This is a genomic window from Gemmatimonadota bacterium (assembly GCA_026705765.1).
In the GTDB taxonomy this organism is placed as follows: domain Bacteria; phylum Latescibacterota; class UBA2968; order UBA2968; family UBA2968; genus VXRD01.
This window is the reverse complement of sequence record JAPPAB010000033.1, coordinates 15,528-41,456: the sequence shown is the minus strand read 5'-3', so window position 1 is coordinate 41,456 and position 25,929 is coordinate 15,528. Positions and strand designations below refer to the sequence as shown.

Annotated in this window: 21 protein-coding genes; 20 read left to right on the top strand and 1 reads right to left on the bottom strand. The window is 50.3% G+C overall.

Annotation, left to right across the window (positions count from 1 at the left end; all coding sequences use genetic code 11):
* The 10 genes from OXH16_04390 to OXH16_04345 all read left to right on the top strand — a co-directional run.
* The coding region (locus OXH16_04390; GenBank protein ID MCY3680611.1) for a DUF87 domain-containing protein at positions 1–1,862 on the top strand (1,862 nt) is incomplete at its 5' end.
* Between the two features lie 5 nt (positions 1,863–1,867).
* Positions 1,868–3,073, top strand: coding sequence for a DUF4338 domain-containing protein (locus tag OXH16_04385; GenBank protein ID MCY3680610.1), 1,206 nt, complete (start codon positions 1,868–1,870; stop codon positions 3,071–3,073).
* A gap of 47 nt (positions 3,074–3,120) precedes the next feature.
* Complete coding sequence (locus tag OXH16_04380) at positions 3,121–3,978, top strand: sugar phosphate isomerase/epimerase (protein MCY3680609.1); 858 nt, start codon at positions 3,121–3,123, stop codon at positions 3,976–3,978.
* 11 nt (positions 3,979–3,989) lie between these two features.
* Positions 3,990–4,544 (top strand): SIS domain-containing protein, encoded by a 555-nt coding sequence (locus OXH16_04375; protein MCY3680608.1) that lies wholly within the window; start codon positions 3,990–3,992, stop codon positions 4,542–4,544.
* 9 nt (positions 4,545–4,553) lie between these two features.
* The gene (locus OXH16_04370; GenBank protein ID MCY3680607.1) at positions 4,554–5,594 is read left to right on the top strand and encodes an aminopeptidase; all 1,041 of its coding nucleotides are present in this window, start codon (positions 4,554–4,556) and stop codon (positions 5,592–5,594) included.
* Positions 5,591–6,745 carry a Gfo/Idh/MocA family oxidoreductase gene (locus OXH16_04365; GenBank protein MCY3680606.1) on the top strand — a complete coding sequence of 385 codons (1,155 nt, stop codon included), beginning with the start codon at positions 5,591–5,593 and terminating at the stop codon, positions 6,743–6,745. Before OXH16_04370 ends, OXH16_04365 begins: the two co-directional genes overlap by 4 nt.
* 8 nt (positions 6,746–6,753) lie before the next feature.
* A complete protein-coding gene (locus OXH16_04360) occupies positions 6,754–9,156 on the top strand; it encodes a fused MFS/spermidine synthase (GenBank protein ID MCY3680605.1) in 2,403 nt (800 codons plus the stop codon).
* Between the two features lie 30 nt (positions 9,157–9,186).
* Positions 9,187–10,305: a Gfo/Idh/MocA family oxidoreductase gene (locus OXH16_04355; protein MCY3680604.1), complete on the top strand. Its 1,119-nt coding sequence runs from the start codon at positions 9,187–9,189 to the stop codon at positions 10,303–10,305.
* A gap of 1 nt (position 10,306) precedes the next feature.
* Positions 10,307–11,458 carry a mandelate racemase/muconate lactonizing enzyme family protein gene (locus OXH16_04350; GenBank protein MCY3680603.1) on the top strand — a complete coding sequence of 384 codons (1,152 nt, stop codon included), beginning with the start codon at positions 10,307–10,309 and terminating at the stop codon, positions 11,456–11,458.
* 11 nt (positions 11,459–11,469) lie between these two features.
* Complete coding sequence (locus tag OXH16_04345) at positions 11,470–12,810, top strand: MFS transporter (GenBank protein ID MCY3680602.1); 1,341 nt, start codon at positions 11,470–11,472, stop codon at positions 12,808–12,810.
* On the opposite strand, the gene OXH16_04340 is transcribed toward OXH16_04345, so the two are convergent.
* Positions 12,795–14,174, bottom strand: a complete 1,380-nt coding sequence (locus OXH16_04340) for a dihydrolipoyl dehydrogenase (GenBank protein MCY3680601.1) — start codon at positions 14,172–14,174, stop codon at positions 12,795–12,797. The two genes, OXH16_04345 and OXH16_04340, sit on opposite strands and share 16 nt — an antisense overlap.
* Before the next feature lie 153 nt (positions 14,175–14,327).
* Here OXH16_04340 and OXH16_04335 point away from each other — a divergent pair, with 153 nt between their 5' ends.
* The 10 genes from OXH16_04335 to OXH16_04290 all read left to right on the top strand — a co-directional run bounded on the left by OXH16_04335 (position 14,328) and on the right by OXH16_04290 (position 25,883).
* Positions 14,328–15,404 carry an Ldh family oxidoreductase gene (locus OXH16_04335; GenBank protein MCY3680600.1) on the top strand — a complete coding sequence of 359 codons (1,077 nt, stop codon included), beginning with the start codon at positions 14,328–14,330 and terminating at the stop codon, positions 15,402–15,404.
* Positions 15,404–16,486: a glycosyltransferase family 2 protein gene (locus OXH16_04330; protein MCY3680599.1), complete on the top strand. Its 1,083-nt coding sequence runs from the start codon at positions 15,404–15,406 to the stop codon at positions 16,484–16,486. Before OXH16_04335 ends, OXH16_04330 begins: the two co-directional genes overlap by 1 nt.
* A gap of 1 nt (position 16,487) precedes the next feature.
* Positions 16,488–17,666, top strand: a complete 1,179-nt coding sequence (locus OXH16_04325) for an anhydro-N-acetylmuramic acid kinase (protein ID MCY3680598.1) — start codon at positions 16,488–16,490, stop codon at positions 17,664–17,666.
* 75 nt (positions 17,667–17,741) lie between these two features.
* Positions 17,742–18,566, top strand: a complete 825-nt coding sequence (gene ccsA / locus OXH16_04320; GenBank protein MCY3680597.1) for a cytochrome c biogenesis protein CcsA — start codon at positions 17,742–17,744, stop codon at positions 18,564–18,566.
* A 3-nt stretch (positions 18,567–18,569) separates the two neighbouring features.
* A complete protein-coding gene (locus tag OXH16_04315; protein ID MCY3680596.1) occupies positions 18,570–19,199 on the top strand; it encodes a bifunctional precorrin-2 dehydrogenase/sirohydrochlorin ferrochelatase in 630 nt (209 codons plus the stop codon).
* Entirely contained in the window at positions 19,184–20,476 is a 1,293-nt protein-coding gene (gene hemA / locus OXH16_04310) for a glutamyl-tRNA reductase (protein ID MCY3680595.1), read from the top strand. Before OXH16_04315 ends, hemA begins: the two co-directional genes overlap by 16 nt.
* Positions 20,473–21,405 carry a hydroxymethylbilane synthase gene (hemC, locus tag OXH16_04305; GenBank protein ID MCY3680594.1) on the top strand — a complete coding sequence of 311 codons (933 nt, stop codon included), beginning with the start codon at positions 20,473–20,475 and terminating at the stop codon, positions 21,403–21,405. The genes hemA and hemC overlap by 4 nt, the downstream gene beginning before the upstream one ends.
* On the top strand, positions 21,402–23,486 hold the full coding sequence (locus tag OXH16_04300) for an alginate lyase family protein (GenBank protein MCY3680593.1): 2,085 nt from the start codon (positions 21,402–21,404) through the stop codon (positions 23,484–23,486). The genes hemC and OXH16_04300 overlap by 4 nt, the downstream gene beginning before the upstream one ends.
* 9 nt (positions 23,487–23,495) lie before the next feature.
* Positions 23,496–24,992: a uroporphyrinogen-III C-methyltransferase gene (gene cobA / locus OXH16_04295; protein ID MCY3680592.1), complete on the top strand. Its 1,497-nt coding sequence runs from the start codon at positions 23,496–23,498 to the stop codon at positions 24,990–24,992.
* Positions 24,993–25,076: 84 nt separating this feature from the next.
* On the top strand, positions 25,077–25,883 hold the full coding sequence (locus OXH16_04290; GenBank protein MCY3680591.1) for a T9SS type A sorting domain-containing protein: 807 nt from the start codon (positions 25,077–25,079) through the stop codon (positions 25,881–25,883).
* The last annotated feature ends 46 nt before the right edge of the window (positions 25,884–25,929 follow it).

Genomic DNA, 25,929 nt, shown 5'->3' with positions numbered 1-25,929 from the left:
CCAAATTTGTGCCGTCTGGGCTTCTGGCAACCAGCGAAGGTGAGGACCACATGAATACAATGCAGAGAAGGGATCAGGATGTTCCTGAAGATCTTAAAAAGGATAAGCTAAAGTACCGCGTAGAAATAAAATTGCTTGGGGCAGTTAAGATAGCAAGAGATGACAAAGATAAAGAAAAAATTATATTTGTCCCTTCTCAAAGGCGCCTACCTCATCTGGGTGCACAAGTTTCTCTACCTAGTGATGAGGTTCTCGAAGAGCTTTGTTCACTAAGCGATGGTGATACTGATTTAGGGGATTATGTTTTAGGAGAATTCATTTATTCTGGAGGAATAAGCGAACCGGACGATATGTTTCGCCAGATAGCACCCCGTCTCAAGGTAAATTTCAATATCAATAACTTGGTGTCAAAAAGATCGGTCGTATTTGCAAGAGCAGGTTATGGGAAATCAAATTTGATAAAATACTTGATTTCAGAACTTTACAAAAATGATGGATTAAATGCAGTGACCGATAAAGGAGACAAAGTAGGAACATTGATATTTGATGCTGATGGTGAGTACTTTTGGCCGGACCATAAGGAGCGACCTGGACTTTGTGATGTACCTGATATTCGCGAACAGATAGTCGTATTTACAAGTCGTTCTCAGGAAAATTCATATTATGAATGTTTTAAAGCTGGCGCGGTAAAATTGGATATACGGGATTTGCCAGCGAGAGATGTGATTGGAATAGCAATTTCTGCTGACCGACAAGAACAGCAAAATATTTTGAAGTTAAAAAGCTTAGGTGCCAATTGGAGAGACATGGTTGATTTGATACACAAAGATGGTTTGGGAACTGAAGAAAAAGAAATAGGTAAGCTATTAGGGTACAACACGGAATCTGATATTAGAAATGCAACTGCTGAAATTGGAGCGGCACGAAGCAATATGCATAATGTGGTGACCCACCTCCATGATCCCAACAGTCAGCTAATTGAGGGAACTTTGTCAGCATTACAAGAGGGCCGTATAGTGATAATTGATATTAGCTTGCTCAGTTCAACTGCCGGATACAATATCGCTGGTTTATTGATGCGTAAGATATTCAATTACAATCAAGAAAATTTTACAGGGGGTAGCTCACCAATTCCTGTTAATGTAATAATTGAAGAAGCACAAAGCGTACTCGGCAGGTCCCTTGCAGAAACAAGTCCGTTTGTTGAATGGGTGAAAGAGGGAAGAAAATATGATCTGGGAGCGATTCTGATAACCCAGCAACCTGGCTCAATGGCTCCAGAAATAATGAGTCAGTCCGATAATTGGTTTAGCTTCCATCTATTATCGGAAGGTGATGCTTCCACCTTGGGGCGATACAATTCCCATTTTTCGCATGATGTTCTTGCTCATATCATTGGTGAACCTATCCCGGGCAATTGCTACATGTGGAGTGCTCCGAAGCAACCCTTTGTATTGCCCGTAAGAATCAGGAACTTTGAAGAGAAGTATGGCAAAAATGTGAATGCCAACTTTGAACCCTTCGAGGAAAGCGCCGCTACTAAAATTAAGGAAAAGTCAGACGCGCGTGATAAAGCTTTAGCTCAAGCCCTCTTTGCAATAATGACTGGACAGCAACGTTTAAGTTTAAAGAGAGATGAAAAATGGACAGGTATTTACCGCGGTCAACTTTTTTATTTTTTTCAAAATATAAAAAAAGAAGAACGATTTAGAGACGAGACGCGATCAGAGGATCAGCTATATAAACCAGTACTTGAAAAGCTATTCGGACATCCTGTTGAGATAAGGCAAGGAAGGCACGAACAAACAACTCGGGACTACTATGGTGTCCCAACTCCAGTCTGGAAAGACAAACTGGGATAGACACAATGGAGACTCTACAGATACACACTGACCTGAGTCAGACAGAAACACTTGATTTTAACTTTGACAATAAGCCAATTGAAGAAAGAGTTAAGCTGTCAATAATGCATGACCTGCTAAGACTTGATTGGAAGGTTGAATTCAGTGACGGCAAAGTAGAAGTTACTCCGCCTGAGTATTATGATAAAAATATAATACGGCAGAGCATGGGCGTGAAGCGATCCGAAATCATTCGCAATAATAGAACTTGGATCGATGCACATATCGATTATGCTCGCGATAACTTAGCAGATGGTGCTTCAGTGTTACAGTCTAAAATTCGACCTGTTATTGAAGTATGTAAAAAAAGAAGCCAACACAATCTTTTTCGATTCTTTCGATATTATTGGTCATCACCATACAGTGAATATGTTGGCAGGCGGATCAAGCTAATTATACGAGATGCAGCACTTCCTAACAGACCTGTAATTGGTATAGCGGCCTTAGGGAGCCCTATAATTCATATTCCAGAGCGAGATGATTATATAGGCTGGGATAAAAAAACCCGAACAGATAATCTCATTTATGCGATGGATGCCTATGTGATTGGTGCTCTTCCACCATACAACCATCTCTTGGGTGGCAAATTGGTTTCTTATATTCTTGCCTCTGACGAAGTACGTAAGATTTACAGAGATAAATACAAAGATCGAGTTACTCTTATTTCTAAAAGAAAATCAAGTAATTTAGTCTGCTTATTTACAACCAGTCTATACGGGAGAAGTTCTCAATATAACCGCCTAAAATATGACAACCAATTGCTGTATCAGCCTATTGGAGAAACACGCGGATATGGTACGCTGCATCTGACAGAAAATACAATTAACCTGATGAGAAAGTATCTTGATGAAAAAGGAATTAGTGTAGGCTATAAGTTCGGTGACGGTCCGTCTTGGAGGATGCGTCTTATTAGAGTAGTTGGTGATTTACTCGGATTCAATTCTGACTTTTTGCTTAAACATTCTTTTAAAAGAAAGATATACTTTGTTTCATTGGCTAAAAATAGTATTGAGGTCCTTAATGGTAGAACAAAAAGGCCCCAATATTATCACCGGCCAAAGACTAAAATCTCTGAGTACTGGAGAGTACGATGGTTGAACAACCGAAAAAAGAACCCCTTAATCAAGAAGAGGGTCTTAGATTTTGACCCAAAGTATTTTGACATAACTTAAGAGCATTAGCCCAGACATTACGGGGTTATGAATGAAAGGAGCAGTCAATGTTTAAAAGTCTCAATGCGGGTGCTATTGGCGTAAGAGGTAGCGTTGATGAGTTGATCGGCTATGCAAAACGCGCTGGGTTTCAGGGGGTTGATCCCAATATTCAGGAGATTACGTCTCTGGTTAATGCGCACGGTGCAGAACATGTGAAGGGGCTGTTTGCCGATGCTGGTTTGAGGATCGGCGCGTGGGGTTTGTCCGTGAATTGGCGAGGGGATGAAGCCGAGTATAAAGCCGGCTTATCTAAATTGGCAGAGTTTGCCGCCGCCGGTGCTGCCGTGGGTGCTATGCGGGTTGCTCAATGGATACCTTCTGCTTCTGAAGACCGCAAATTTGGCGACAATTTGAGGTGGCATATTGATCGCTTTAAGCCGATTGCCGAAATTTTGGGTGAGCATGGATGTAGCCTGGGGCTGGAATTTATTGGGCCGCGCACTCTGCGGGTTGATAAATCTTATGGGTTTATTCACTCGATGGATGGCATGCTCGCGCTTGGCCATGCGATTGGCACGGGCAATGTGGGTCTGCTTCTCGATTGCTGGCACTGGTACACGGGTTTGGGGACTCTATCAGACCTGATGGGGTTGACTGCCGACGATGTGGTGCATGTTCACGTCAATGACGCGCCCGATGGCGTTGATGTGAGCGATCAGATTGACAATAAGCGAGCATTGCCGGGTGAGACTGGCGTAATTGACCTGGTTGGCTTTTTGAGCGCGCTGCAAAAAATTGGCTATGACGGCCCGGTGTCGTCCGAGCCTTTTAGCCAGTCGGTGCGGGAAATGGCGGCACAAGATGCCGTGCAAACAACACACGACGCGCTGGATGAGAGTTGGCAAGCCGCTCAGTTATCCTGAGGAGGATTGCGATGGAGGCTTTTGTCGAGAATTATATCGCGCAAAATTTGGCTTTGCTCAAGTCGCTGGATGCTGGGGCGATAGCCCGTATTATAGCTGAATTTGGCAAAGCGAGAGATACGCGCAAGAGAATTTATGCCATCGGGAATGGAGGTAGCGCGAGTACGGCGTCGCATTTTGTGAACGATATGGGCAAGGGGGCTTCAATTGGGCGCGAAACGCGTTTTAAGACGATTCCGCTGACGGATAATGTGGAATGGATGACGGCGTTGAGCAATGATTTGTGTTACGAAGATGTGTATGTCGAGCAATTGAAAAATTTTGCAGAGCCCGACGATGTTTTGCTGGCAATAAGTGGGAGTGGAAATTCAGAAAATGTGTTGCGGGCGGTGCGGTATGCCAACGATGTGGGCTGTGTTACTATTGGGTTTACGGGATTTGAAGGGGGTAAGCTCAGGGAACTCGTTCAACATTGTGTGGTGATTCCCTCTGACCATATGGGGCGCATCGAAGATATGCATCTTATTTTGCAACACATGATTTGTTATTATTTCATGGAACAGTGAGCATTATGCATGGTTCGACTATTTGGGTTTCTGCTCATTCTCGCGTTCGGATCCGAGATCGGGTATCTCTATCAGTTGCTCAAAGGGCAGGTCGCGCTTCTGTGGCGAGCAGAATCCATTGAAAAAGTGCTGGAGGCGGGAAAGCTTTCGCCCGATCAGCGCGCAAAATTGGAACTCGTGCAGACTATTCGCGCGTTTGCCCAACGCGAAATTGGTCTAAATACCTCGGAAAATTACACTACGTATGTCGATATCGGGCGCGGGCCGGTGTCGTGGAATCTCGTTGTTTGCCCCAAAGATCGCCTCGAACCGCTCGAGTGGTCTTACCCTGTTGTGGGCACTGTTCCCTACCGGGGATATTTTGATCGTGCAAAAGCCGAAGAAGCGCGCGATCGATATGTGGCTGAGGGGTATGATACATATTTGCGACCAGTGGGCGCATATAGCACGCTGGGGTGGTTTTCCGATCCGGTATTGAGCTCTATGTTGCGCTATTCCGAAGGCAATCTGGTCGATCTCATCATTCACGAGTTGACGCATGCAACGGTGTGGATTGAGGGGGATGTTACCTTTAATGAGAGTCTGGCGAGTTTTGTCGGTGAAACCGGGGCATTGATGTGGTTGCAGCGCAAATACGGCACAGATTCCGAAGTAGTGCGTCGGGTGCTTGACGAGCGTGCAGATGGTGTTGTTTTTCGCAAATTTATGCGCGATATTGCCTCCCGTCTCGATTCACTTTACCAGTCCGATTCTCCCCAGAAAATAACGCTCCGCCAGCAGATTTTCGATTTCGCACGCACAGAATTTCACACGCTCCCCCTTAAGACTGAGCTATATGCCCGCTTTCCTTCGTGGGAACTCAACAATGCGCGGATGGCGCTTTACCGGGTTTACCGGGAGCGCACGGATGTTTTTGCGCGCGTGTATCTGATGTGTGATAGTAATTTGAAAGCTACGGTTGGGGTTTTGCGCCAGTGTGCGAGCACAGAGGATCCGGGATTGTGGCTGGAGGAATGGTTGCGTAAAAATCAGGATAAGGATTCGCTATGACTTACAGAGTCGGTATTATTGGATGCGGTTCAATTGCGCGCAGTCACGCCGATGGGTATTTGCGCGTGGCCAATGCAGAGATGGTGGCTGTCGCCGATCCCCATCCGGTTGCACGAGAGCAATTTTGCGAGGAGTTTGGCATTCCCAATGCCTATGCTTCGTTGGAGGATATGGTAGCTAAAGAAGACCTCGATATCGTCAGCGTTTGCACCTGGCATCTTCTCCATCCGGATTGTACGATCGGCGCGGCGAATGGCGGTGTGCCGGGTGTTATTTGCGAAAAGCCTATGGCGATTGGCCTTGGCGAGGCAGATCGCATGCTGGATGCGTGTGAAAAAAATGGGACAAGGCTGGTGGTCAGCCATCAGCGGCGTTTTACACCCGGTTGGGAAAAAGCGCGGGATTTGATGCGCGAGAAGGTCATTGGCGATGCTATAATGGTGCATGGACAGGTCGCGCAGGGGTTGATTAACTGGGCGACGCATACTATCGACGGCATTCGGTTTGTATTGGACGATCCAGAGGGCGAATGGGTGATGGGTGCTGTCGAGCGGCAGACTGATCGCTTTGAGCGCGATACGCCGATTGAAGATGCGTGTATGGGGCTGGTCGCGTTTGCCAATGGGGCTCAGGCTTTGATCCAGGCGGATTTGAACCGCCCGGGAGAAAATGCGGGGGCTTTTCAGATTCGCGGTTCAGAGGGCTTGATGGAGGTGACCGAAAGCTCGGTTCGCCTGTTCAATGCAACGACCGATGGATGGCAGGATGTGGAAATTGTAGATGATGAGGGGCATCGCGCAATTGGCGGCGAGACCAACGCCGCTTCTGTGCGCGAGTTGATCGCGTGGTTAGAAGGGGGGGAGGAACACCGCGCTTCGGGGCGCAAGGCGCGTGCGACCGTCGAGATTATGATGGCGCTGTTTGAATCTGCGCGGCAACATCGGGTAGTACATCTGCCACTTGAGGAAATGGGCTATCCGCTGCAATTGATGATCGAAGAGGGGAAGCTACCCGTTGAAGTGTCCGGACGATACGATATTCGCGCATTTCTCAATCCCGAAGGGATGGATGAAGCGGCTTACAGGCGACTGCGGGCTGAAGGTGTGAGCCATTCTGCGGCGATGCGTCAGCTTGCAGACGAAAGGCAATGAGCGATACTATGAACGCAAATCAAAAATTTTTGCCTTTTCTGGTTATCCTCTTTGTGGGAAGTGGGTGCGCCGCGCTCATTTATGAAATTGTCTGGTTTCAGATGCTGCAACTGATCATCGGATCTTCGGCAATTTCTCTCGGCATATTGCTGGGGACGTTTATGGGCGGGATGTGCGTTGGCAGTGTGATGCTCTCGCGCATTATTTCAACGCGCTACCACCCGTTAAAGGTCTATGCGCTTTTGGAGTTGGGTATTGGTGCCATGGGCCTGATTTTGCTCTTCGTACTGCCTCTGATCGGCGAGGTTTATATCGGTGTGGCAACTTATGGATTGTGGGGACACTTCCTGCGGGGGATTGTCTGTGCAATCTGTCTTTTTTTTCCCACGGTGTTGATGGGGGCGACATTGCCTGCGATAGCGCGGTGGACAGAGTCAACGCCTCGCGGTATTTCGTGGCTCGGTTTTTTTTATGGAGGCAATATTGCCGGTGCTGTTTGCGGATGTTTGTTTGCGGGGTTTTATCTGCTGCGCCTGTATGATGTGGTTACGGCGACTTATGTGGCGGTCGCGCTCAATTTGGCCGTGGCACTTGTCGGGTATGGGTTGGCACAATGGGCTGAGTACGATGCGTCAATGAGAAAGACAATCACGCGCAGTTTGTGGATGATAGAGGCCTGGCGAGTTTATGTGACGATTGCAATTTCCGGCGCGTGTGCGCTGGGTGCTCAGGTAATTTGGACGCGGTTGCTATCGCTGATGATGGGAGCGACTGTTTACGCTTTTTCAATTATTCTGGGAGTTTTTCTAATCGGACTGGGTGCAGGGAGTAGTCTGGGGGCATATTTTGCACGCACAAAAATAAATCCCAAAATCGCACTTGGGTGGTGCCAACTTCTTCTTGTTGGCGCAATTGCTTGGGCGGCTTATGCGCTTTCTCATTTGCTTCCTTACTGGACATCGGGTGGGACTTATGCGGTGCAATTTCAATTGGATTTGCTGCGTTGTTTTGTGGCTATTTTCCCCGCGACTATGCTGTGGGGCATGAGTTTTCCGCTGGCGCTTGCTGCTGCGCGTTTACAGGGGCGCGATCCCGGCGCGCTGGCCGGTAGTGTGTATGCGGCCAATACGGCAGGTGCGATTGTAGGGGCGCTCGGTTTTAGTGTGGTTTTGATCGGGCTTTTGGGGACGCAGATGGCGCAACAGGTGTTGCTCATCCTTTCTGCATTTGGGGCTGTTTTGATATTTGGACGCGAGCTATGGCAGGTGAGAGATGGGGATAGAACGGTCAGATCAGATCGGTGGGTAGGCGTTGCGGTGGGGGTTGTTTTGCTGGTGTGGAGTATGCCGGGGCCGCCGCCAGCACTGATCGCTTATGGTCGTGCGATTCTCGATTGGGGGGAGGATGCGACATATATTTACGCGGATGAGGGGATGAATGCATCGGTTGCGGTGTCTGAGTTGGATAACGGCGTGCGGAATTTTCACGTTAGTGGAAAAATCGTTGCTTCCAGCGAGCCGCAAGATATGCGTTTGCAGCGCCTGTTGGGGCATCTTTCGGCATTAATGCACAGAGAGCCGCGTTCTGTGCTCGTGGTTGGGTGTGGTGCGGGGGTGACGGCCGGAATTTATGTTTTATATCCAGGTGTTGAACGCATTGTGATCTGCGAGATCGAGCCGCTGATTCCACCTGCGGCTGAGGTGTATTTTGGCCCAGAGAACTACGATGTGCTAAAAGATCCCCGCGTGGAGATCATTATCGACGATGCGCGACATTATCTTCTGGCAACAGATGAGAAATTCGATATTATTACTTCAGACCCGATTCACCCCTGGGTTAAGGGTGCTGGCGCGCTGTATTCGAAAGAGTATTTTGAATTGTGCAAAGAGCGTTTGAATCCCGGAGGTGTTGTGACGCAATGGGTTCCACTTTACGAGTCGCGGTTAGATGCGGTTAAGAGCGAGATAGCGACTTTTTTTGAGGTGTTTCCTCACGGGACAATTTGGGGCAATCAAGATGATGGCGAAGGGTATGATGTTGTGCTGTTGGGACAAGAGGGACCTCTATCCGTCGATGTCGATGCTTTGCAGGCGCGTTTGGACCGCGAGGATTACACGGAGGTGTGGTATTCGCTGAATGATGTGTCTTTGGGATCAGCTATCGCGTTGCTTTCGACGTATGCCGGGCGGGCGCGTGATCTGGGCGAATGGCTCGCAGATGCGCAGATCAATCTGGATCGCAATATGCGGCTCCAGTATTTGGCGGGATTGGGTTTAAATAACTATGAGGCAGATGCGATTTATACGTCACTTTTGGAATACGCGCGTTATCCCGCAAATTTTTTTGTTGCAACAGAAGCGGCAGAAATCGCATTGAAGGCGCAACTTAATCGGCAGCACGAGGGGCGATGATGACAGGTAAAGAGAGGAGGCGTTGATAGTATGAAAAAGGTGAGAGTTGGTATTATTGGCATTGGAGGTAGAGGGGGAGGCCACGCGAAGTATTTTGCGGAGGGGGATATTCCGCATGGAGAGTTGACTGCGGTCTGCGATGTCGATCCGGATAGGATTCAGTGGGCGCGTGAAAACCTTGGGGAAAACGTGCGGACATTTGACAATGGCGATGAGTTGATCACTTCGGGAGCTGTTGATGCGATTATTGTGGCGACGCCGCATTACGATCATCCGACATTTGCGATAAAGGGATTTGAAAACGATTTACACGTTCTGATAGAGAAACCAGCAGGCGTATATACCAGACAAGTTTATGAGATGAATGAGGCTGCTGAAAAAAGTGGCAAAGTGTTTGCTTTGATGTTCAATCAGCGAACCCGCCCACACCATCAAAAATTGCGAGAATTGGTGGCTTCTGGCGAGTTGGGAGATATTCAGCGCACGAATTATATCGTCACGAACTGGTTTCGCGCTCAAAGTTATTACGATAAGGGCGAATGGCGCGCGACCTGGTCGGGCGAGGGGGGCGGTGTGTTGATGAATCAGTGCCCTCATAATTTGGATCTGTGGCAGTGGATCTGCGGGATGCCTTCGCGCGTACGCGCTTTTATCAGCTATGGCAAATATCACGATATTGAAGTGGATGACGATGTCACTGCATATGTGGAATACGACAGCGGTGCGACGGGCGTGTTTATTACCACAACCGGAGAGTTTCCCGGGAGTAATCGCCTGGAGATAGCGACGGATCGCGGCAAGGTGATTATGGAAAACAATAAAATTGTGTGGTGGCGTTCAAATGTTTCTCTGAGCGAATTTTCTCGGGGATATACGGGCGGTTTTGGAAAACCCAGGGCGGAAAAACTCGATATTCCTCTCGGCGAAGATGGCGGGGCGCACCGCGGCATCATTAACAACTGGTGTGATGCCATATTGAATGGGAGCCCATTGCTCGCGCCCGGGGCTGAGGGCATTCACGGGGTTGAATTGTCGAATGCGATGCTTTTGTCTTCATGGCTGAACGATTGGGTCGATATTCCCGTTGATCGAGATCTGTATTTTGAAAAATTGCAAGAGAAAATTCAAAATTCGCGGCAGGGGACTTAAAATGGTACCGAGTATTGCGGCATTGGATGAGGCGGCTGAAAAACCCGTTCTGGTCTTAGATGGGCTGGATGAATCGGTTGTGATCGAATCCATTCGGTTGCTCAAAGATGAGCGAGAGTATTATGTGCATGTGCGTTCGAGAGATGGTGCGGAGGGTCTGGCATTTACGAATGGGCGGGCGCAACATGTGTATCCTATTCTCAACAAATTGGTAATTCCCTATTTTATTGGCAAAGACGCCCGCGATCTCGAAGACCATCTGTGGGGCGTGTACCGCCACAGCAGCAATTACAAATTGCAGGGGTTGGCTTTCTGGTGTTGTGTGGCGTGGGTCGAGATGGCGCTGTTGGACTTGCTCGGTCGGGTTGCACAAAAGTCGATTCCCGAGCTTCTGGGCGGCGTTGTGCGCGAGTGGGTTCCCTTTTATGTTGCGAGCGGACGCAGGGATAGCACACCGGAAGAAGAGGTGGTTTATTTACAGAATCTGATAGACGAGACGGGTGCGCCAGCCGTGAAGTTTAGAATTGGTGGGCGCATGAGCAAAAACGCAGATGCCATGCCCGGGCGAACACCAAATTTGATCGCGTTATCTCGCAAGGTACTCGGTGATGCAATTGATATTCACGCGGATTCCAATAGTTCTTACGATCCGCCGCAGGCGATTGAAGTGGGACGCATGCTCGAAGATATTGGAGCTGTTTATTTTGAAGAACCATGTCCGTTTGATCACCTTGAGGATACAAAGATCGTTGCCGATACACTGGATATTCCCGTTTCTGGAGGCGAGCAGGAATTCAGCGACCGAAGGTTTCGATGGATGATTGCCAATCGCGGTGTGGATATTGTGCAGCCCGATCTGCATTATTACGGAGGGCTTATTCGCTCGACGCGTGTTGCGCGAATGGCCGCTCTGGCCAGGATGCCGACGACCGTACATATTTCTGGTGGATTTGGGTTTATTTATATGCTTCACTTTGCCGCATGTACACCGGATATAGGTCGATATCAGGAATACAAAAGGGGAATTGAAAAATACCGCGAGTGGTTTGATCCCGCACTCGAGATTCGAGATGGAAAGATGAGCATTCCCAAAGGACCAGGATGTGGGATTGTGGATATTCAGTCTATTATTGACGGTGCAGATTGCTTATAGGACTACCAATCATGGAAATGGCACAGCATGGGGGACCGCCGCTACGCGATGTGGTGGCGGCGAGGCGCTCGCAAAGGGAGACGCGCCGAAATAGCTGGTTGCTGGTGATCAATGGTGGTATGGTGATGATGGCCTACACGTTTATCAGCGCCGATCTGGTGATGCCAGCATTTGTGCAAACGCTGACCACGTCCAGTATTCTGGTCGGGATGGCTGGCGCGCTTATGAGAATGGGATGGGCCTGGCCTCAGGTCTTTATTTCTCGAATTATCGAACCCAAACCCCGAAAGATGCCTTTGCTGATCTGGGCGGGTATGGCTCGAAGTGCGATGTGGATTCTGGTGGGTGTGATGACCATTTTTTTTGGCGGGCAAAATCCCGCATTTTTTTTGTTTTTATTTATGATATTTTACGCTTTGGGAACGTCGCTGATGGGCGTGATGAATGTGCCGTGGATGGATTTGATGGGCAAGGCGATTCCCGCGTCGCATCGGGCAAAAGTTTTTGCTCTGCGCCGATTTTCAGGCGGTGTGATGTCCATGGTTGCGGGATTTCTCATTTCCTATATTTTGAGTGCGCAAAGCGGTCTCTCTTTTCCGAATAATTACGCGGTATTATTTATGCTCTCTGGTTTTGGCACCGCGCTGGCTGTGCTGACATTTGGCATAATCCGCGAACCCATTGAAAAGCGCACGCGCGCACAGCTTTCTCTGAAAAATTATTTGATCAGTGGCCTGAGCCTGATGAAAGATGATGTGAATTTCAGGCGTTTGTGTATGGTGCAATTTTTGTGGGGTTTTAGCATGATGGGCGGGCCGTTTTACGTGCCTTATGCAATTTCCGGTCTGGGCATAGGGGCGGTTTATATTGGGTTTTATGTGATCGCTATGCAGTTTAGCTCGGTTTTTTCAAATGTGGCGTGGGCATGGGTTGGGCGTTACAAGGGGAATCAGGCGTTGTTTTTGTACGGTACCTGCTTGCTCGCGCTATCTATTCTGATTCCGATATGTATCGTGTATGTGCCTGATCGGACCTTCTGGTTCTGGGGCACAGAGGTGAATTTGAGGGTTGTTGTGTATGCATTTACGTTCATTTTTTCCGGCGCGGCACAAAGCGGCATGTATTCGGGGCGCATGACGTATGTCCTCGATATTGCGCCTGCTGACCGACGGCCGACCTACACCAGCTTTATGAATATGTTTATGTTTCCGCAAGGCTTGTTGCCCATGCTGGCCGGGTTGCTGGTCGCGTGGATTTCCTATCAGAATTTGTTTCGCATTTCCCTGCTATTTATCCCATTTGCCGCAATACTCGCCTATCAGTTAAAACCGGTTATTCACAGTGAGGAATGAATTTCTTCAACGAGGTCTTCTGCCGGATAGGTGAGGATTTCTGCAAGTGTGGGGTGGTAATGCGGGATGCTCATGAGATCGTGTACTGTGCCGCGAAAGTGCATGATGGCGATGAGTTCGTGAAAAAGTTCGCCAGCTTCTGGACCAACGATATGTCCGCCGATGATTTCGCCTGTTTCGGGATGGCAGAGAATTTTGACAAATCCATGAAGTTCTCCCAGAACCATGGATTTGCCGTGGTCGTCAAAGGGGTAGGACGCAACGCGATAAGGGATGTTTTGCTCGCGGCATTCTTTTTCGGTGAGGCCTACAGACGCAAATTGCGGATCGGTGAAGACCACTTCGGCTTTGAGCCTGTAGTCAATGCGTTGCTGTTGGGTTCCTTCAACCGCGTTGTGACCGGCTATCTCCCCTTGCTGAACGGCGATGTGTACGATTTCGTATAGTCCCGTGCAATCGCCCGCTGCATAAATATTGGGCGCGTTGGTACGCATGTGATGATCCACGAGAATACGTCCGCGCTCGACGATTACGCCGGCACTTTCAAGTGCGAGTGATTGGATGGCGGGCACACGTCCCAGGGCATGGAGAATTATGTCTGCTGAAACGCGACGGAGTTTGCCACTGTGGTGAAAATGGGCGACTTTGGCGTTGTTTTTGGTTGTAAATTTTTGCAATTGGGTATCGGTAAAGACTTTCATGCCTTCTTCTCTGAAGCGGGCTTCCACCGGACGGGCGAGGTCTTCGTCTGTGGTGCTAAAAATGTGATGGCTGCGCTGTATAAGTGTGGTGTGCGTTCCCAGACGACAGAAGAATTGCGCAAATTCCGTTGCGACAGGTCCGCCGCCCAGGACGATCATCGATTCTGGCAGTTCCCGCAGTTCAAGTGCTTCATCACTGGTGATATAACCGACTTCTTCCAGGCCGGGAATGGCGATATCGGCAACGGTTGATCCCGTGCTTATGATGAAACTTCGCGCGGTTATATTTTGTTTTTCCACTGTGATGGTGTTGCGATTGACAAACTGCGCCGCGCCGTTGATGAGCGTAAATCGCGGATTGCGCAGCTGTTCGATGCGATAGTCTGCAAATTCATTGACGAGTGCGCGTTTACGGTCGTTGATTTCGTCGAGATTTGCGTGCAAATTAGAAGCGCGCAGGCCAAATTCTCTGGCGCGGCGCATTAAGGACATGACGTCGGATGAGCGCAGAATGGTTTTGGTGGGCATACAGCCGCGCAAGATGCACAGACCACCGAGAGGCCCTTTGTCGATGATGGCAACTTTTGCACCGAGTTCTTGTGCCGTGCGCGCAGCGGCGTATCCCGCACTTCCGCCGCCTATGACGATGACATCGTAATCCATGGTGTTTTCCTTACAGATAAAAGGTGAGACGTAAAATTAAGACGACCCAATCTCTCCCCTATTTCACCTTTTCTGTCTTACCTCGGAGAGTGTTTGGATGTGCTGACAACTTAAAATGTCTCTATGATTTGAGCAAGGAATTTGGAGGTTTTTATGCATGATCTCGTGAATGGTATTGCGCCGACAGAGGCGGGCGAACAGGAGCGGTTGATTCAGGTTCGCGATTTGAGAGAGACGACGCAACGGCTTTATGAAGCGGTTGGCGTGCCGAGGGCAGATGCGCGGTTGATGGCCGATTTGCAAGTTGAGACAGATGTGCGCGGCGTTCATTCACACGGTACGCGTGCTGTGCCGGGTTACTTAAAGCGCATTCAAACGGGTCACACAAATCCAAAACCCGAAATTCGCGTTGTCCGCGAAGGACCCGCGTCGGCAACGGTAGATGGCGATGGGTGTTTGGGACATCTGGCATCTTATCGGGCGATGCAACTGGCAATTGCAAAAGCAGATAAACTGGGGATTGCTGCGACAACAGTTATAAACAGCCGTCACTACGGCGCAGCGGCCTGTTATGCGACGATGGCATTGGACTGGGATATGATCGGTTTTTGCGTGTCGAGTAGTAGTCGGGGCGTGGCGCCTTATGGCGGGATAGACAGGTTGTTGGGCAATCACGCGCTGGCTTATGCGATTCCGGCGAATCGGGAATATCCCATTGTTCTGGATATGGCGACGGGGCGGTCCGCCTGGGGTCGGGTGGGCACTATGCGTTTGTACGGACGAAAATTAGATGGCGAGTGGGTGTTAGATGAGGATGGACAGGTGACTGATGATCCCGGTCGCGCGCACGCGCTGGTAGCTCCTGGTGGTGCAAAAGGATCGGGGCTAAATGTGGTGATGGATGTTTTGAGCGGTATTCTGCCTTTTTGCCTGGCAACGGTAAATCGGGAAGATGAATATCAGGGACAGCGACGGGCCAGTCACTTTTTTCAGGCGATCAAGATTGAGACATTTTGCGATGTGTCTGATTTTAAACTGGAAGTTGATCGAATGATTCAGGCGATTCGGACTTCTCGTCCAAAGGAAGGTGTGGATCGCATTTACGTGCCAGGTGAGATTGAGTGGCTTAAAAAGGCAGCGTGGGAAAAGACGGGGATTCCGATGCATAAAACCCATGTGGAAGGTTTGGAAAAAGCGGCTGAAGAATTGGGTGTAGAGGTGGTGTTTTGATGGGGGAAGTCCGAGATTTTCAGATGGTAGAGAATAATAAACCATTAGTCTCAATTATCATCCCCCATTATTTGGGGGATATTCTTTCCGAATGCCTGGCATTTGTCTATGCGCGGACATTGGATATTCCTTTTGAAGTTATTGTAGCAGACGATCAGCCTTATCCCGATGGCAGCCTGGACAGGGCATTGGAAAAGTTTCCGGATATTCGCATTGTGAAAACGGGTGGGGGAAATGGGAAGCCGAGCAAGGGGATGGGTGCCGGGTGCAACCGGGGTTTGGAGGTTGCAAAGGGGACGTATGCGATGTTGTTGAATTCGGATGTGGAGGTGGGCGAAGGGTGGTTGCCGCCGCTGATTGATGCCCTGAAATCCGATTCCGTAATTGGGGCGTGTCAGTCCAGGGTGCGGTCATTGCAGAATCGGAAAATGTTTGATTATGGCGGGGCTGCTGGCGGGCTGATGGATAAGTGGGGATTTACGTTTTGTCAGGGCAGGATATTTGAATTCGTCGAAGAAGATATGGGGCAATACAATCACCCCCGCGATATTTTTTGGGCTATTGGGGGGGCTATGTTTTTGCGTATGGATTGTCTCGATAAAACGGGATTGATCGATGAGGGTTTTGTAATGCATATGGAAGAGATCGATTTGTCCTGGCGGTTTCACCTTGCGGGGTATCGCATCGTCTATGTGCCCGATTCTCTCGTATATCACTACGGTGGATTTACGCTGGGTGCAGAGAGTTATAGAAAAGCGTATTTGAATCACCGCAATCAACTCGTGATGTTGTTAAAAAATTTTTCCCTTTCGCGGCTGTTGTATAAATTCCCGATTCGCATCGCTATGGAACTGGCAAATTTGGGGTTGTTGCTAAAGGGTCATTGGAAACATCCCGTTGCGGCAATAGCTGGCCTTTTATGGGTGTTGCTGCATCCGTTCAATATCTTGCGGCGACGGCGCGAAGCCCAGCGGTTCAGAAGCGTGGGAGATGATGAGATTGAACGGCGTCTTTTCAAGGGATCAGTCGTTTATCACTATTTTATTCGCGGTGTCAAAACCGTTCGCGAAATAGGAGCGTGAGGTGAAAGCAATCGGTCTCATGTCTGGAACTTCTGCCGATGGAGTGGATGCCGCGCTTGTGGAGATCGGCGAATCTGATCTGTGTCTGCTCGGGTATGTCGAGGTTCCTTTTCCCCAGGATGTCAGAAGGGAGATTTTGTCACTTTGCGAAAATGGACGGGTCGATGCAATCTGCCGCCTGGATGCCGCGCTTGGGGAATGGTTTGCAGAGGCGGCTCTGCGCGTGTGCAAGGAAGCTAATGTCAGCGCGGGACAAGTCGATGTGATTGGATCGCACGGGCAGACGATTCACCATTTGCCCACACTCGCAGTGGTTGCTGGCAAGAGGGTGAGATCAACGCTGCAAATTGGCAGTCCTTCGGTGATTGCAGAGCGCACGGGAATCACGACGGTATCGGATTTTCGATCGCGGGATATGGCTGTGGGAGGACAGGGAGCACCGCTTGTCCCGCTGGTGGATTATCTGTTGTTTCGGTCTGAGTACGCGGGACGTGCGATGCTCAATATCGGCGGTATTGCCAATGTCAATATATTGCCTGCAAACTGTGGCGTGTCAGATATTTTTGCATTTGATACAGGCCCTGGCAATATGGCCATTGATGGGGTTGTGCAGGCGATAACGCGCGGTAAACAGAGTTTCGATAGGGATGGCGCCCTTGCGGGCAAAGGCGAGGTGTGTGAAGATCTTTTGGATGTGCTTATGGCGCATCCTTTTTTGGATCTGGAGCCGCCCAAATCAACGGGGCGAGAGGATTTTGGAGCCGATATAGTTCAGAAAATTCTCGATTGGGAGGGAAAACGGGAGGATCTCGTGCGTACGGCAGTACAGTTCACGGTGGAAAGCATTGTGCATGGGCTAAAACGATTTGTTTTGCCCAGATGTGAAATCCACGAGGTGATAGCAAGTGGGGGAGGGATCAAAAATCCGGTTATGATGGATCTTTTAGATCGGGCACTGGGAAATATAGAATTCAAGCGATTGGATGATATAGGAATGGCATCCGAGGCTAAAGAAGCTATTGCATTTGCGATTCTGGCCTGTCAGACTATGAATGGACAATCTGGCAATGTGCCGAGTGTAACTGGTGCAGATAAACAGGTGGTATTAGGCTCTATTACGCCAGGTGAGAGGGTGGTTCAACCATTTAATCTCAAGTTGTTGGGAACATCATTGCATTGATGATACTGGCGCAGTGGTACACCGTTGCGTATATTTCTTTTTATGATGTCGGTTTGGATGACCGAGGAAAAAGCTATGATTTTTGACATCTTACTCATTGTGACAGGAGGGGCGTACATCGCCAGTGCGCTGGGTTATGCATTGGACTTTCACCAACCCAAAACGTACTGGCGTGTTCTGAGCACCTGGGGGATATGGGGCGCATGGTGTGTGCACACTGTGCTTTTGGTCGTTATCACAATTTCTGCTGGCGAGGTACCTTTGACCAGTCAGGTCTTGCCATCGCTGTGTGCGTGGTTAGTTGTGGTTGTCTATATTTACCTGGAAGTGAGTACGCGAGATCGGTCTTTGGGTGTGCTGATTGTGCCTATTGTCGTGGTTTTGCACATTTTGACGCTTACAAAATTGTTGGGTACTGAGGATATTCAGGTCACGGGATATAGCGGCGGATGGTTTGAACTACATGTGCTGGCTTATGGCCTTGCGTACACGGCTTTTGCGATTTCCTGTGTTGGAGGTGTGATGTATCTGATGCTTTTGAGCGAAATTCAGGCCAAGCATTTTGGTTTTTTTTATTCCCGCCTGCCTTCACTTGAGGTATTGAATCAGATCACTAACCGCGCTGCCACTTTTGGGTTTGTCTTTTTGACGGGCGGAACTATTGCCAGTTCGGTGTGGGCATTTCAACATCTTTCGCAGTTTTCTGTATGGCGCGAGCCGGTGTTTTTGCCCGTTCTGATTGCCTGGGTTATTTATGCGGGCAATCTCGCCGCACGGTGGTGGGGCGGTTGGCAGGGCAAACGAGCGGCTTTTCTGTCTATCCTGGGTTTTGTCCTCGTGATTCTGGCATTTCCCGTTATGGGCGTTCTGTTTTCTGGTCCCCACAATTTAGGACCTTGAATCATGTGCTATCCCGTGTTTTTGAAATTGGAAGATGAATTGTGTGTTGTGGTTGGGGCGGGTCGCGTTGCCGAACGCAGAGTGCGTGGGCTTTGTGAGGCGAAGGCGCGAATTCGCGTTGTGGGTATAACAGCGACTGAGGGCATTTTGAAATTGGCCGATGGAGGTGTGATCCATCTCTATCAGCGGTCATTTGAGCCTGGTGATTTGGACGGTAGCGCGCTCGTGATTGCCGCGACTGATCAGGTAGATGTCAATCGGGCGGTGCAGGCGGCAGCGAAATGTCGGGGGATTTTGTTTTGCGGTGCAGATCGACATACAGATAGCGATTTTATTGTGCCTGCAGTTGTGCGGCGCGGTGACTTACAGGTGGCGATTTCCTCCGGCGGCAAAAGTCCTGCTTACACTGCGTTGTTGCGCCGAGAAATTGAGGCATTTTTGGATGACGGACACGCGGGATTACTGGATTTGATGGCGGAATTAAGGCGCAGAGTTTATGCGCGATTTCCCAATGCGCCAGAGCGTCGGGAAGCGTTCTGGCAACAGTTGGTGACAGATGATACACTTGCCCTTGCACGCAGTGGCAAGTGGGCTGAAATTGAGGAGCGGATTGACGTATGTCTCTCGTTGTAATTGGGCTGAGTTACCGCACGGCACCTGTTGAAATTCGAGATGGAGTAGCGGTCTTGCCCCAGGCTCTGGATGCGGTTCTCCAATACTTTTCCAGTGTATCTGAGATCGTCGAATGCGCGGTTTTATCGACGTGTAATCGGTCGGAAGTCTATTGCATTACGACGGATATTCACGCTGCTCGCACGGCTGTGATCTCCGGGTGGAGCAAGCAAAGCGGATTGGATGCCGACGCCCTGGGACAGCACACGGTTGTCTATCGCGATGCAGAAGCCGTGCGTCATCTTTTCAGGGTCGCCTGTGGGTTGGATTCTATGGTCATGGGCGAGCCACAAATTGCCGGTCAGGTGAAAGAGGCCGGGGCTGCTGCACTATCTATGGGAACGAGCAAAGCCGTGCTGAATCGATTATTTCGCGCTGCGACTGAGGTTTCAAAGCGGGCGCGCACTGAAACGGAGATTGCAACGGGTGCAGTTTCCGTCAGTTTTGCAGCGGTGGAACTCGCAAAGAAAATTTTCGGTAATCTCGAAGGGCATACAGCTCTGGTGCTCGGCGCTGGCGAGATGAGTGAATTGACGGCGCGGCACCTCGCTGACAATGGCGTGAAGTCTTTGCTGGTGACGAGTCGCACGTTAGCAAGGGCGCAAAATTTGGCAGTGCGCGTGGGTGGTCGCGCCATTTCCTGGGACGATGGGATAGGAAATTTGCACGGGGCAGATGTTGTTATCAGTTCCACGAGTGCGGAAACTTATGTTCTGGAATGCCACCATGTGGCAGCGGCGATGCAAAAGCGCAATAATCGCTCGATGTTTTTGATCGATATTGCCATGCCGCGCGATATCGATCCGGCAGTTGGTGATCTTTACAATGTATTTTTATACGATCTGGACGACCTGGAGTCTGTTGTTGGCGCGAATTTGGAGAAGCGGAAAATTGAGGCGGATAAAGTCAGTGCAATTATAGAAGAAGAGGTGGAGAATTTTTCTGCGTGGATAAATTCCCTATCGGTTGTTCCCGCAATAGTGGCGCTGCGTGGGCATTTTCAATCTTTTATGGATTCGGAACTCGCGCAGGCCAGGCTCAGTGAATTTTCAGATGAGCAACGCGCTCAAGTTACCAATTTGATGCGCCGGTTTATGAATAAGGTGCTGCACAAACCGGTGACGCGCCTTAGAGAGGCTGGCGAGGAAGAAGATGGCGGGGCTTATGTGGCGGCGCTTTCCTATTTGTTTGATCTGGTGGTTGAAGACATAGAAAGTGAAAAGGTGCACGGGTCATGAAGGTGGTTATTGGCAGTCGGGGAAGTGCGCTGGCCTTGTGGCAGGCCAATTGGGCAAAGAGAAAGCTGGCGATCGCATACCCCGATCTCAGCGTCGAGATTGAGGTGATCAAAACGGAGGGAGACCGACTCTCAGAAATGTCTCTGTCTCAGATTGGTGGCAAAGAGGTGTGGACAAAGGAGATTGAGCAAGCGCTACTGTCGGGCAGTATTGATCTGGCGGTTCACAGTTTGAAAGATTTGCCGACCAGGTTGCCAGAGGGATTGGTTTTGGGTGCGATAAGTGCTCGCGAAGATGTGCGAGATGTGTTGGTCAGCAAGAATAATCGGGTGTTTTGGGATTTGCCGGAAGGGGCGACGGTTGCCACGAGCAGTTTGCGGCGACAAGCACAGTTGAAACACGTGCGGCCGGATTTGAATTTTGTGGCGATTCGAGGAAATGTGGATACGCGCGTCAAAAAGCTCGAAACGGAAAATTTGGATGGTATTATTTTAGCCGCAGCGGGTTTGATGCGATTGGGATTGGGAGATCGCATTGCGGATTTTATCGACCCGAATATCTGTTTGCCCGCGCCCGGGCAGGCCGCGCTGGGGATAGAAATACGAGAAGGGGATGAGCGGATTACAGATCTCGTCGGCGTTTTGAATTGCGCTGAAACGCAACAAGCTGTTACGGCAGAGCGCGCGATGCTGGCGGCATTGGGGGGAGACTGTAGCGTTCCAATTGGAGGATACGCGGCCTTTGACAAGGCTTCTATTGACGTTCTGTGGCTAAAGGGCGTTGTTGCCACCCCCGATGGGCGTCAGGTGATGTCAGAGAGGGCAGAAGGACAGGCATCATCTGCCGAGCAGTTGGGCGAGCGCGTTGCGAAGGGGTTGCTCGGGCAGGGGGCGAGGAATATCCTGGATCACGATGGGAGCGTGCGGTGAGCGAATTTGAACCGCCTGTTTACGAGGCAGGGGCATTTTGGAGACAGGTGAAACGCGGTGTTTCGCGGCTGGTGTTACCGGATGATGTGTCGGATCCAAAGAGCGAGGCAGTTGCCTGGCGCGCCTGGCATACCTATTTGGCAGGTAGAGCCCAACCGACGTGGCATTTCGATTCGGAACGATTCGGTGACGCCATGCGAACGCACTGGCCGGGATTGTCACGGGTCTGGATTGAGGAGTCGGATCGGCTGATTGATGGAAAAATGGTGTATGGAGAATCCACGGTGCCTTATGTGCCGGGGGTCGGGCTGGATTGGAGCGCGAATCCAGGTCGGACGATGAACTGGGGTGGGTTGCATTATATGTTTTTCGTCAGATGGCCGATACGGGCGGCGATGTTGACCGGCGAGGGGAAATATGTGCGGGTGGTTGCGGATTGCGTGCAGAGCTATCTCGACCAGATCGATGATATTCGCGACGAGGCACTGGTGTTGAAGCGCGGAGTGAGGCCGGGTGGAATTTATGCGGTTTGGAATACGTTGTCCGTCGGGTTGAAGCTGAAGGCTTTGGGAGAAGCGCTATATGCGCTACGCGCCCATCCGGATTGGACGGTGGCAGATTGCCGGGCAGCATCTATCCTGATCTGGCGTCTGGCGCAGCATCTACATGGACAAGTGGCTTCACAGACCGCAGTGGCGTGGCAGCAACAGCTAAATTTCATTGCTTCGGGTAGCGGAGGAATGGGCGGCGTCGGAGCGTTGCTCCCGGAATGGGAGGCTGCTGAGGATTGGCTGGAGACGGGGCGACAGATTCAGGAAGTGTTGCTTTTGAACCAGGTCTATCCCGATGGGTTTCAGAAGGAAATATGCACGCAATATCACAAGACGGTCATCCGGTCATTTGCAACCCTACAGATGATTCTGGCCCGTCGTGGGCTACCCAACTTCTACGATACCGAGCCTTTTCGTACGCGGTTTTTGGCGATGCACAGGTTTCTGGCTGAGATTCTGACACCGGATGGTTTTACGCCAGCTATTAATTCGGCGGTGTATGCACAGGATTGGCCCGCATTTTTGGCTTCTGGAAATACTTTCTTCAAAGATCCGGTGCTTCAGTGGCATATCGACCGCGGGTATCATCCCCAATTTGTGCCGGTACAGAAGGGGGGAGTGGGGTGGGGTAACACAATATTGAACGATCTGTGCATTCCGAATCCGGCAGGTGAGTTGCAAGGATCACCTGCACCGGTTTCGCGACTGTTTCCCGATTCGGGCATCGCCGTGCTTCGCGACGGATGGGACCGCGAGGCGAACGTCCTAGTCCTGGATTTCGGGCATCCTGAAGGCGGGCATGCTTACGGGGCGCAGGCTTCGTTTTCAGCCTGGGTGAAGGGTCGTCCGGCGGCCCTGTCTCCGGGGTCTCCATTTGCATATAGCGACCCGGATTATCGCACCTGGTATTACAGCACGCGGGGGCAAAATACGGTCTGGATTGACGAAGATGATCAGGATCTCTGGCGCCCGGGTGAAAAACGAAGAATATGGGGGCGGTTGCTCGATTGGCGAGAGGAAGAAGCGGAGACGTATGTACGCATCTCCCACGAAGGATATCTGCGTTCGAAGGGGGTACGGCACGAACGTACGGTTCTGTTAAAAAAGAGAAACTATTTTCTGATTTACGATCTGCTGGATGCCGCGGAAAGTGAGGTTGCGCACACGCTTCGCTGGACGCTGCGTTGTCCAGACGAGTTGCGTGAGGTAGAAAATCGGACGATAGTAAGCGTTGGTGATCCAGGTATCAAGCTGGCACCCGCGTGGTCGGACGCGATTTGCGATGTGGAGATCGGTTGGGGACCGAGCATGGTTCCATTGACCTATCAACCGGATATGTCGGCACAAAAAGCGCAGGTCTGCCACGTCCGGTTCGTGCAGGAGATTGATGCCGGGGCGCAGGCGCGGTTTCTGGTGTTGATGATCTCAGGGGAATGTCAAGACGGAGCGGTTCAAGGCGAGGTCGTTGACGGTAGAATTGAGGCTACCGTTACGGCGTGGGGGGAAACAGAGCGCATTGTTCTGAGCTGAGAGCTATTCATGCAAACTGGATATGTATATCTCATAGGTGCCGGGCCGGGCGATCCGGAACTGATAACTGTGAAGGGCCTGCGCCTTGTTCGGGAAGCCGATGTGATTTTGTATGATGGGTTGGCGAATCCCGAATTTTTGAAGGAAGTGCGGCGGGAATGCGAGTGTATCAATGTGGAAAAGCGCCCGGGTTTTCAGCGCGTGCAGCAAGATGAGATTAACCAGATGATGGTCGATTTTGCCCAAAAAGGGTTGATGGTGGTCCGATTAAAGGGAGGCGATCCCATTGTTTTTGGGCGCGGTGGCGAGGAAGCTGAAGTTCTGAGAGACAATGAGATTCCGTTTGAGATTGTGCCGGGTATTACCAGTGCAATAGCAGCACCCGCTTATGCAGGTATTCCCGTGACGCATCGCGGTATATCCCCACATGTGACGATTGTAACGGGAACAACGGCTTCGCTTGAAGGAGAAGGAGAAATTGATTGGGAGGGATTGGCAAAAGTCGGTGGCACGCTCCTGATTTTGATGGGCACGCAAAAACGCAGTGAAATTGCCCGACGCCTCATCGCGGGGGGACGCCCGCCTGAAACACCCGTTGCAGCCATACAGTGGGGATCTTTGCCATTGCAACGGACTGTGAGGACGACGTTGGGGGAGATGGACGTGGTCGAAATGACCAATCCCGCGGTCATTGTCGTTGGGAAGGTCGCGGCGATGGATCTGGATTGGTTTGAGGCTAAGCCCTTGTTCGGCAAAACGATTGCTATGACGCGGGCGCGCACGCAGGCGAGTGAATTGGTACAGATGCTGCGGGCGTTGGGGGCGCAAGTGCTGGAAGTGCCGACGATTGCATTTTCGGAACCCGATAATTGGTGTGATGTCGATGATGCCATTGCAGATATTCATTCTTATGATTGGCTTGTTCTGACGAGTACAAACGGAACCGATCGCTTTTTTGAGCGTCTGTTTAAGCAAGGCCGCGATATACGCGCATTGGGTGAGGTAAAAATTGCGACTATTGGCGCGGCGACATCGGCACGGGTGCGCGAGTGGCGTCTCAATGTAGATCTCGAAGCGGTGAATCGCACGTCAGAAGGCTTGCTCGCGGCTTTTGGTGCAGATCTTTCGGGACAGCGTTTTTTGCTGCCTCGTCCTGAAGAATCTCGGGATGTGCTCGCTAATAAGCTCTTGGAACGCGGCGGGGAAGTTCGTGAAGTTGTTGTTTACAAAACGGTTATGCCCAAATGCTTACCCGAAAAATTTTTGCAATTGTTAGAAAAAGAGGCGATTGATCTGATCGCTTTTACGAGCTCTTCTACGGTTGTAAATCTGGTGAGTCTATTGAAAAAGACACAGCAAAACTGGGAATACTTGCCAGCGGCGTGTATCGGTCCCATCACAGCCCAAACAGCAGCTTCACAGGGATTTGATGTGGTTGTCGAACTCGATGAAACATCGGTATCTATTTCTGGTCTTGTAAAAGCAATTGTAACATATTTTAAATAAAAAATGCGGTTGACATACATGCTGGTAAGTAGTAGATTTATATAGATGAAGTGCAAACACTTTCATACAACAGGAGGAAGCGTCATGAAACGTTTGATTATTGCGACATGTTTAGGGCTAGGACTGGTCGGCTCTGCCATTGCTGGACCCCTGACACAGGGGATAGAATTTACAGGCGGCGAGAATAGTCTGGCAGGCCTGGTGCTGCAACGCACGCAAAATATTGTTGCTGAGGATGGCGTTTTGAAGCTGCAGGTCTCTATCAATTACGCGCAGAAATTGAAGGGGTATGGCTTTGTGCTGCAGTACGATCAATCCAAGTATGAATTTGTCGAAGCGCGCCAGGTTGATCAAAATTTGCTCGATGCGAACAGCGGGCAACCCGCGCTGTTTCTCGCGTCTAACAAGACGCCAGGGCAAGTGGCTGTTGGCGCGATGAAGGTCGATGGTCAAGCTGTCAGTGGCGATGGCACTCTGGTCGAGTTTACGTTCAATACCACACACACACCACTTGCCTCTGATTTTCAGATTCTCGACGGGGTAATGGTCGATTTAGCTGGCGGTATTGATGCGATTACCAATATTGAAATTGGTGCCCTTGAGCCCATGCCCCAGGATTATGCCCTCGAACAAAATGTACCAAATCCTTTTAACCCCTCCACGACTATTGAATATCGGTTGCCGGAAGCCGGTGATGTCCAACTGGTGATCTACAATCTGCTCGGACAAGAAGTTCGCACCTTAGTTCAAGAAACACTGGATGCGGGTTTTCACTCGGTCGTTTGGGATGGCACAGATGAATTTGGCAAGCAAGTCGCCAGTGGTATTTATATTTATCGCATGAGTGTGGGCGATTTTTCTCAAGTTCAGCGCATGATGTTGCTGAAGTAATGGCGCATTCGAATTCTTTTCGAGGCCGCTTCTTTTGAGGCGGCTT